This window comes from Rhodosalinus sp., assembly GCF_046542825.1.
Classification (GTDB): domain Bacteria; phylum Pseudomonadota; class Alphaproteobacteria; order Rhodobacterales; family Rhodobacteraceae; genus Rhodosalinus.
Window position 1 is genome coordinate 1 of the sequence record NZ_JBKHAQ010000112.1, and the last position, 9,024, is coordinate 9,024.

The 9,024-nt window shown below is 71.3% G+C and carries 10 protein-coding genes and 1 riboswitch; of the genes, 1 reads left to right on the forward strand and 9 read right to left on the reverse strand.

Features of this window, described 5'->3' with window-relative positions; genetic code table 11:
- Window positions 1–42 precede the first annotated feature (42 nt).
- The 4 genes from modC to ACLFOB_RS12655 form a co-directional block, all read right to left on the reverse strand.
- Window positions 43–1,128, reverse strand: a complete 1,086-nt coding sequence (gene modC, locus ACLFOB_RS12640; protein ID WP_410926293.1) for a molybdenum ABC transporter ATP-binding protein — start codon at window positions 1,126–1,128, stop codon at window positions 43–45.
- Window positions 1,125–1,817: a molybdate ABC transporter permease subunit gene (gene modB, locus ACLFOB_RS12645; protein ID WP_410926294.1), complete on the reverse strand. Its 693-nt coding sequence runs from the start codon at window positions 1,815–1,817 to the stop codon at window positions 1,125–1,127. The genes modC and modB overlap by 4 nt, the downstream gene beginning before the upstream one ends.
- Before the next feature lie 2 nt (window positions 1,818–1,819).
- Entirely contained in the window at window positions 1,820–2,587 is a 768-nt protein-coding gene (gene modA / locus ACLFOB_RS12650) for a molybdate ABC transporter substrate-binding protein (RefSeq protein WP_410926295.1), read from the reverse strand.
- A 64-nt stretch (window positions 2,588–2,651) separates the two neighbouring features.
- Window positions 2,652–3,032: a winged helix-turn-helix domain-containing protein gene (locus tag ACLFOB_RS12655; protein ID WP_410926296.1), complete on the reverse strand. Its 381-nt coding sequence runs from the start codon at window positions 3,030–3,032 to the stop codon at window positions 2,652–2,654.
- Between the two features lie 237 nt (window positions 3,033–3,269).
- Here ACLFOB_RS12655 and trpA point away from each other — a divergent pair, with 237 nt between their 5' ends.
- Window positions 3,270–4,061 (forward strand): tryptophan synthase subunit alpha, encoded by a 792-nt coding sequence (trpA, locus tag ACLFOB_RS12660; RefSeq protein ID WP_410926297.1) that lies wholly within the window; start codon window positions 3,270–3,272, stop codon window positions 4,059–4,061.
- 237 nt (window positions 4,062–4,298) lie between these two features.
- Here the strand turns inward: trpA and ACLFOB_RS12665 are convergent, their stop codons facing one another.
- The 5 genes from ACLFOB_RS12665 to metK all read right to left on the reverse strand — a co-directional run bounded on the left by ACLFOB_RS12665 (window position 4,299) and on the right by metK (window position 8,909).
- A complete protein-coding gene (locus ACLFOB_RS12665) occupies window positions 4,299–4,916 on the reverse strand; it encodes a (d)CMP kinase (RefSeq protein WP_410915829.1) in 618 nt (205 codons plus the stop codon).
- A 12-nt stretch (window positions 4,917–4,928) separates the two neighbouring features.
- Complete coding sequence (locus tag ACLFOB_RS12670) at window positions 4,929–5,408, reverse strand: hypothetical protein (RefSeq protein WP_410915830.1); 480 nt, start codon at window positions 5,406–5,408, stop codon at window positions 4,929–4,931.
- Entirely contained in the window at window positions 5,405–6,763 is a 1,359-nt protein-coding gene (gene aroA / locus ACLFOB_RS12675) for a 3-phosphoshikimate 1-carboxyvinyltransferase (RefSeq protein ID WP_410926298.1), read from the reverse strand. Before aroA ends, ACLFOB_RS12670 begins: the two co-directional genes overlap by 4 nt.
- A gap of 196 nt (window positions 6,764–6,959) precedes the next feature.
- A complete protein-coding gene (gene trmB, locus ACLFOB_RS12680) occupies window positions 6,960–7,685 on the reverse strand; it encodes a tRNA (guanine(46)-N(7))-methyltransferase TrmB (RefSeq protein WP_410915832.1) in 726 nt (241 codons plus the stop codon).
- Window positions 7,686–7,742: 57 nt separating this feature from the next.
- Entirely contained in the window at window positions 7,743–8,909 is a 1,167-nt protein-coding gene (gene metK, locus ACLFOB_RS12685) for a methionine adenosyltransferase (protein WP_410926299.1), read from the reverse strand.
- A gap of 5 nt (window positions 8,910–8,914) precedes the next feature.
- Window positions 8,915–8,963, reverse strand: a riboswitch (SAM-SAH riboswitch).
- Window positions 8,964–9,024 lie beyond the last annotated feature (61 nt).

The window sequence follows — 9,024 nt, forward strand, 5'->3', positions numbered from 1 at the left end:
TCAACATATCTCGTAAGGGCCCTGGGCCACGCCCCGCCCGCCTCAACGCCCGCCCACGTCCTGCGGCGCGACCGAGACCGTCTTGACCACGGCATGCGCGGCCACGCCGGGCGCAAGGCCCAGCGCCTCGGCCGAGCGCCGCGTGATGCGTGCCAGGATACGTCCCGCCGGCGTGTCGAGCGCCACGAGCGCGCCCGGTCCTTCGCCGGGCCGGACCTCGTGCACGGTCCCGGGCAGGATGTTGAGCGCCGAGAGCCCCTGCGGCGCGTCCCGCGACAGGATCACGTCATGTGCGGCGATGCGCAGCCGCACTTGCGTGCCGGGCGGCTGGCCGATCCGCGGCAGCCACAGGCGCACGCCGCCTGCCTCCAGTTCGGTCAGCCCGTCGGCGTGATGCGCCACCACCCGCGCGGCGATCACCGCGCCCACCTCGCGCGGCCCCAGCGGCGTGACGGCAGGATCGCCCAGAACATCGGCCGCCGGTCCCTGGGCGACCACGCGCCCGGCTTCGAGCGCGACGACCGTGGTCGCCAGCCGCGCCACCTCGGACGCGGAATGGCTGACGTAGAGGATGGGCACCGCCACCTCGTCGCGCAGCCGCTCGAAATAGGGCAGGATCTCGGCCTTGCGCGCCTCGTCGAGTGCGGCGAGCGGCTCGTCGGCCAGAAGCGCGGCCGGCGCGGAGAGCAGCGCGCGCCCGATCGCCACGCGCTGCTTCTCGCCGCCCGAAAGCGCGCCGGGCCGCCGGTCGAGCAGCGGCCCGATCCCCAGCATCTCGACCACGCGCGCCATGTCCTCGCGCGGTGCGCCGCGCGGCGCGAACCAGGTGCCGTAGCCCAGGTTCTGCCGAACCGTGAGATGCGGAAAGAGCCGCCCCTCCTGAAAGATCGCGCCAAGCCGTCGGCGGTGCGGCGGCAGCCAGACCCGGCGTTCGGTGTCCACCAGCACGCGGTCGTACACCGCGATGCGCCCCGCCTGCGGCCGCAGGAGTCCCGCAACCGCATTGACGATGGTCGTCTTGCCCGAGCCGGACCGCCCGAAGAGCACCGTGATGCCCTGCGGCGCCTCGAACCCCGCATCGAGCGTGAAGTCCGCGAAGGCGTGGCGCAGCCGCACCTCCAGCGTCATGCGCCCCCCACCCGCGCGGCCACCCGGCGCGCGATCACTTCGGAGAACAGGAGCGCCGCCATCGCCACCGCGACCGAGACCAGCACCAGCCGCATCGCCGCGTCCTCGCCGCCGGGCACCTGCAGGAAGGCGTAGATCGCCGAGGGGATGGTGCGCGTCTCGCCGGGGATGTTCGAGACGAAGGTGATCGTCGCGCCGAACTCGCCCATCGCCTTGGCGAAAGCGAGGATGGCGCCGGCCACCACGCCGGGCAGGATGAGCGGCAGCGTGACGGTGCCGAAGACCCAGAGCGGCGATGCCCCCAGCGTGGCAGAGGCCTCTTCGAGTTTCGGGTCTACCGCCTCGATCGACAGCCGGATCGCGCGCACCATCAGCGGAAAGGCCATGACCCCGGCGGCAAGCGCGGCCCCCGTCCAGTCGAAGGCGAAGACGATGCCAAGCTCCGCCAGCAGGCTGCCCACCGGCCCGCGCGTGCCGAAGGTCAGCAGCAGCAGGTAGCCGGTCACCACCGGCGGCAGGATCAGCGGCAGGTGGACAAGGCCGTTCAGGATCTGCCTGCCCGGAAAGGACCAGCGCGCCAGCGCATGGGCCGTGAGGATCCCGAGTGGCAGGCTGACCAGCGTGGCCCAGAAGGAGACACGCAGGGAAAGCGCGACCGCCTGCCACTCTTCGGGGCCGAGCCAGTCCATGTCTAGTCGCCCAGGACCGTGAAGCCATGCCGCTCGAAGGCCGCGCGCGCCGCAGGCCCGCGCAGCCAGTCGAGAAAGGCGCGCGCCGCCGGCCCGTCGCGCCCCGCCACGACGGCGGCGGAATAGACGATGGGGGGATGGCTGTCGGGCGGAAAGGCCCCGATCACGGTGACGTCGTCCTCGGCCGCCGCGTCGCTGGCATAGACGATGCCCAGCGGCGCCTCGCCCACGGCCACCAGCGCGAGCGCGGCGCGCACGTTGTCGGCCTGCGCGACGCTGGGCGCCACCGCGTCCCACAGACCCAGCGAGGTCAGCGCCGCCTTGCCGTAGATGCCGGCCGGCACCGCCTCGACCAGCGCCATGGCCAGCCGCCCGCCGTCCAGCATCCCGGCCAGGTCGAGGTCCGGCCCGATCCCGACCGACGCCGCCTCCTGCCCGTGCGCGATCAGCACGAGGCTGTTGCCCAGCAGGTCGAACCGGCTGTCGCGCGCGATCAGCCCCTCGGCCTGCAGCCTGTGCATCCAGTCGGCGTTCGCGGAGATGAAGACATCCGCCGGCGCGCCCTGCTGGATCTGCCGCGCCAGCGCCGAGGAGCCGGCGAGTGACACGGTGAGGTCATGGCCGGTCTCCGCCTCGCACCGCTCCTCGATCTCCGCCAGCGCGTTGGTCAGGCTGGCGGCGGCGAAAACGGTGACACTCTCGGACGCCGAGGGTGCGGCGGGCAGGACGAGCGCGCCGAGCACTATGGCGGCGAGTCGACGGCGGATCATGGCGCAGGTCTCCAGCGATATATCCCGGGAAACATATTGCAAGCGGCCGCCGCTCGGGCAAGCGTCATCTTTCGCCGGACATATCCCCGAGCAGCGCCTCGATTGCCCTGATGCGCTCCGCGCCGGCCTCGGCGGTGAGTGCCTCGAGGTCGCGATAGTTCCGCAGAACGCTTTCGCCCGCGGCGGTCAGCGCCGCGCCACCGCCGCCCGGCCCGCCGCGGGCGCGCGCGACGAGCGGCTCGCGAAAGGCGGCGTTCATCTCCTCCACGAGCGACCATGCGCGCTTGTAGCTCATGCCCATCGCGCGCCCCGCCGCGGCAATCGAGCCGCCCTCCGCGATCCGCTCGAGAAGCTCGGCCTTGCCCGGCCCCAGCATCGCGCGCTCGCCAAAGAGGATGCGGATTCGCAGCCTGGGCTGTCGCGGATCGGGGCCGGAACGGGTCATGCGGCAAGCCTGCACCCGGGCAATACGCGGCGCAAGCCATGACGCGGCGCGTCGGACCCGGGCGCGGCAAGGGCCTTGGAAGGCCCTTGCAAGGCGCTTTCAAGCGCCTTGCCCCGCCAGTTCTGCAGGGCCGGTCGCCAGACCGGCCGCCGCCGGGCGCAAGATCCCGAATTCGCCGGGATTGATTTCCCCCGACCGCTGGGGCAGAGCATCCGCGCCACCACGGGGAGGAATCCGATGAGCCGTATTGCAGCCACCATCGACAGGCTGCGTGCCGAAAAGCGCCGCGCCTTCGTCTCCTACATCATGGCGGGCGACCCGGATCACGACACCTCGCTCGCGCTGCTCAAGGGTCTGCCCGGCGCCGGCGTCGACATCGTGGAGCTCGGCGTGCCCTTCACCGACCCGATGGCCGACGGCCCGACGATCCAGGCCGCGGGCCAGCGCGCGCTGGCAGGCGGACAGACGCTCGCCCGGACCCTCGACATGGTCCGGACCTTCCGCACGGAGGACGAGGGCACCCCTGTGGTCCTGATGGGCTATTACAACCCGATCTACAGCATGGGCGTCGCCCGCTTCCTGGCAGAGGCAAGGGACGCGGGCGTCGACGGGCTGATCGTCGTGGATCTGCCGCCCGAGGAGGATGCCGAACTGTGCCTGCCCGCGCTCGAGGCCGGCATCGACTTCATCCGTCTCGCCACGCCCACCACCGACGACCGCCGCCTGCCGAAGGTGCTGCAGAACACCTCCGGCTTCGTCTACTACGTCTCGATCACGGGCATCACCGGTGCGGCAGAGGCGCAGGCGGCCGAGGTCGGCCCCGAGGTCGCCCGCATCAAGGCGGCGACCGATCTGCCGGTGCTGGTAGGCTTCGGCATCCGCACGCCCGAGACGGCGCAAGCGATCGCCGGCGTGGCCGACGGCTGTGTGGTGGGCAGCGCCATCGTGGCGGAGATCGCGGCCGGCAAGCCGGTGGCCGAGGTGCTGGAGACCGTGCGCGGCCTTGCCGACGGGGCGCACGCCGCCTGACCTCGCAGCGGCGACGGCGGGCGCGCGTCCCGGATCACGTCGCCTGCTGCTCACCCTGCCCCTGCCCTGCACCGGCGCATTTTACAGCGGCGGTGCATGTCGCTGTCCCGGCGGTCAGCCTTCCGTCACCGACCCCGCGCCGCGCGCAGACCCTTCTCCCCGCGCGGGCGAACGGCTCGAGCCGATGAGGGTGCGGGGCTTCGGGTCGCCACGCACCAACCCGCGCCGGGCGACCGGTCAGCGGCTTTCGCCGCTCCGGCGCTCGATCAACGCGATTGCAGCCGCGATCGCCTCGTCGACGCTCAGCTGCGTGGTGTCGAGCGCCACCGCGTCCTCCGCCGCGCGCATGGGCGCATCGGCCCGCCCGGTGTCCCGGGCATCGCGGGCGCGGATGTCTGCCAGCACCTCGTCCAGCGTCAGCCGGTGGCCTGCCGCAACGAGATCGCGAAAACGCCGCTCTGCCCGGGTTTCTGCATCGGCGGTCACGAAAATCTTTACCGGTGCCTCGGGGCAGATCACCGTGCCGATGTCGCGCCCGTCCAGCACCGCCCCTCCCTCGCGCGCGGCGAAGTCGCGCTGGAAATCGACAAGCGCCGCGCGCACCTCCGGGATGGCGGCGACGCGGGAGGCCGCCTGCGCCGCCTCCGGCCCGCGCAGCCCGTCCGCGTCCAGATCGTCCACCGTCAGCCCCCGCGCAGCCTGGACCGGATCCTCGCCCTGCAGCATCCGGAGGCCGACGGCGCGATAGAGCAGGCCGGTGTCAAGATACTCCAGGCCGAAATGCGCGGCGAGCGCCTTGCTGATCGTGCCCTTGCCGCTGGCCGCCGGCCCGTCGATCGCGATGGTCAGCCCCATGCCCGTTTCCCCTCAGCGCCGCCGCCAGACCGCCCAGAGCAGTGCGACCGACATCGCAAGCAGCGCGAACTTGCCCTGTGTCACGGCGCTGGCGCCCTCGACCATGTCCGGCGTCACACCCTCGGGCCCGGCCGCGATCATCTCTCGCACGCGCGCATTCTCCCACAGGTCCGCAGCGGTGTAGGCGAAGGGCACCGGCGCCAGCCAGGGCCGGCCCAGGCGCCAGATCAGCGCCGCCACAAGCGCACCCATCAGCAGCGGAAACACCGTGTCGAGCCAGCGGATCGGCCCCGTCCACAGCCGCCGTCCCGCATCGGTCAGCGCCTCGAGATAAGCGCGCGCCTCTGCAACGTCATAACCCGTCACGCGCAGATCGAAGGGCGGCTGCCCGCCCGCTTCGGGCATCAGGCGCGTGACGCCGATCCAGATCAGCGCGGCATAGGCCGCAGCCGTCGCGGCGGCGAGCGCCCAGAGGGCGGTGCGAGTGCTCATGCGGCTTTCTGCTCGGGCGTGATCACCGCACCGAGTCCCTGCATCAGCGGCAGGAAATCGGGGAAGGAGGTCACGATAGGCGCGGCATCGTCCACCGTGATCGGGGCGCGCGCAGCAAGGCCCAGGACCAGGAAGGACATGGCGATGCGGTGGTCGAGCCGGCTTGCCACCTGCGCACCACCGGGAACGCCACCCGCCCCGCGGCCGTGCACGATCCACCAGTCGGGGCCTTCCTCGACCGTGACGCCACAGGCGCGCAGCCCCTCGGCCATTGCGTCGATGCGGTCGCTCTCCTTCACCCGCAACTCGCCCACGCCGCGCATCACGGTGCGCCCCTCCGCGCAGGCCGCCACGGCGGCGAGCACCGGGTATTCGTCGATCATCGAGGCGGCGCGCGCCGGCGGCACCTCGACCCCCTTCAGGTCGGGCGAGAAGCGCGCGACAAGATCGGCCACCGGCTCCCCCCCCTCCTCACGCGCGTTCTCGAAGGTCAGATCGGCGCCCATCTCGCGCAGCGTGTCGAACAGCCCCGCGCGGGTCGGGTTGAGTCCCACACCCGGCACCCGCACCTCCGATCCCTCGGCAATGAGCGCCGCGCAGACGGGAAAGGCCCCGCTGGAGGGATCGCGCGGCACGGACAGCTGCTGCGGGCGCAGTTCCGGCTGCCCGGTCAGGGCGATGACGCGCCCCTCCGCGCCGTCCTCCACCGTCACCTCGGCGCCGAAACCGCGCAGCATCCGCTCGCTGTGATCGCGCGTTGCCTCGCGCTCGATCACCACCGTGCGGCCGGGCGCGTTGAGGCCTGCCAGCAGAACCGCCGACTTCACCTGCGCGGAGGGCACGGGCAACGCGTAGCGCACCGGAACCGGGTCGCGCGCGCCCAGAACGGTCATCGGCAGCCGCCCGCCGGTGCGGCCCAGCGTCTGCGCACCGAAGAGGCTGAGCGGATCGGTGACCCGCGCCATGGGCCGCTTCACGAGGCTCGCATCGCCCGTGAAGGTCGCGGCGATCGGGGTGGTGGCCATTGCCCCCATGATCAGGCGCACGCCGGTGCCCGAGTTGCCGCAATCGATCACGCGACCGGGCTCGGCGAAGCCACCCACGCCCACGCCATGCACCCGCCAGCGGCCTGGCGCATCGCGATGCACTGTCGCGCCGAAGGCGCGCATCGCCTCGGCCGTGTCCAGCACGTCCTGCCCCTCCAGCAGCCCGTCGATCCGGGTCTCGCCCACGGCGAGCGCGCCAAGGATCAGCGCGCGGTGGCTGACCGACTTGTCGCCGGGCACTTGGGCGGTGCCGTGCAGACGCGCCCCGGGGCGCGCGGTCATCGGCTGGGGGCGGTTTCCTGCGGACATGGCCTCTCTCCGGTGGCGCGGCTCTCGATAGCCGAGGCCCGGAGGCGCGTCCAGCGCAGCGGTTCCGGCAAGGGCCGCTCTCGCCCGCGCAAGCCGAAGATTTTTCGATCGAAAAATCTTCCGAAACGGCACGTCTTGTCGGTGCCGGCGTAACGACGCGCAGGACGCACGCGATTTTTCGATCGAAAAATCGCGGTCAAGCCCTTCGGAACGTCAGATAATGCGGTCGCCGCCCTTCGCGCAGCGCCTTTCGTTCGTAGCGCGTCGGCAGCCAGTCTTCCCACGGCCTGCGCCAGTCCTGCGGCCCCTGGGCCAGCCAGTGGAAGCCGTGACGAGGCACTTCTTCCAGCGTCTGGCGGACGTAGTCGGGAATGTCGGTCGCGACCCGCAGGATCGCCCCCGGCGCCATGACGCGTGCCAGCGGCTCCAGATGCTCCGGCGTGACGAAACGGCGGCGGTGGTGCCGCGCCTTGGGCCAGGGATCGGGATAGAGCACGAAGGCCCGCGCGATCGAGGCCACGGGCAGCACGTCGAACAGGTCGCGCACGTCGCCCGCGTGGATGCGGACATTCGCGACACCCGCCTTGCGGATCTTGCCCAGCGCCATGGCCACGCCGTTGACGAAGGGCTCGGCGCCGATGATCCCCACCTCCGGGTTGGAGGCGGCCTGATGCACGATGTGCTCGCCGCCGCCGAAGCCCACCTCCAGCCAGACGGGCCGTCCGCCGAACAGCGCCTTCAGGTCGAGGAGACGCCGCTCGGGGTTTTCATCCCGGCCCACCGGACCGGGCGAGAGGCGCGGCAGATCCTCCTCGAGCCAGCGGAGCTGATTCGGTTTCAGCGCCTTGCCGTGGATCCGGCCATAGAAATTCCGCCAGGGCGCACCGGTGGGGTGCTCCGAAGATCCGTGATCCCGCCTCATGGCGCGCGGTCTAGCGATCGGCGCCGCCCGGTGCAACGCGCAGGCGCCGCCCGCGTGTCACACGGCCTTTTTCAGCGCCTCGACCAGGTCCGTCCGCTCCCAGGAAAAACCGCCGTCCTCCTCGGGCTCGCGCCCGAAATGCCCGTAGGCGGCGGTGCGGGAATAGATCGGCCGGTTGAGTTGCAGGTGCTCGCGGATGCCGCGCGGCGTCAGGTCCATGACCTTCGGGATTGCCAGTTCGATCGCGGTATCGTCCACCTGTCCGGTGCCGTGGGTGTCGATGTAGATCGACAGGGGCTTCGCCACCCCGATGGCGTAGGACAGCTGCAAGGTGCAGCGGCGGGCGAGCCCCGCGGCGACGATGTTCTTGGCGAGGTAGCGCGCCGCGTAGGCGGCCGAGCGGTCCACCTTGGTCGGGTCCTTGCCGGAGAAGGCGCCGCCGCCGTGCGGCGCCGCGCCGCCGTAGGTGTCGACGATGATCTTGCGGCCGGTGAGGCCCGCGTCCCCGTCCGGCCCGCCGATCACGAAGGTACCCGTCGGGTTCACCCACCATTCGGTCTTGTCACTGATCCACTCCGAGGGCAGCACCTCGCGGATGTAGGGCTCGACGATGGCGCGGATGTCGGCGGAGGTCTGCCCGTCGTGCGCGTGCTGGGTCGAGAGCACGACCTGCAGCACCTCGACCGGCTTGCCGTCCTCGTAGCGCATGGTGAGCTGGCTCTTGGCGTCGGGGCGCAGCTCCGGCTCCTTGCCGGACTTCCGGGCCTCTGCGAGGCGGTGCAGGATCCTGTGCGCATACTGGATCGGCGCCGGCATCAGCTCGGGCGTCTCGTCCACGGCGTAGCCGAACATGATGCCCTGGTCGCCGGCGCCGTCCTTGTCCACGCCTTGCGCGATATGCGCCGACTGCTCGTGCAGGAAGTTCAGCACATGACATGTGTTCCAGTGGAACTTCTCCTGCTCGTAGCCGATATCCTTGATGCAGTCGCGGGCGATCTGGCCGAAACGGCCCATGTAGTTCTTCAGAAGATCGGGATCGGAGAGGCCGACCTCGCCGCCGATGACGACGAGCCCGGTCGTGGCGAACGTCTCGCAGGCGACGCGGGCGTTGGGCTCCTCCGCCAGGAGGGTGTCGAGGATCGCGTCCGAGATCCGGTCGCAGACCTTGTCGGGGTGGCCCTCCGAAACGGATTCGGAGGTGAAGATGAAGTTGCCGCGTGCCATGAAAATGCTCCGTTGGGGTTGTCCCGCCACGCCAGGAAGCCGTTGTGGCGGTCATTTGTTGATGTGGGGCAAGGCGTAGAGGCCAGGGAGGGAAAGGTCAACTGACCGGGCGGCG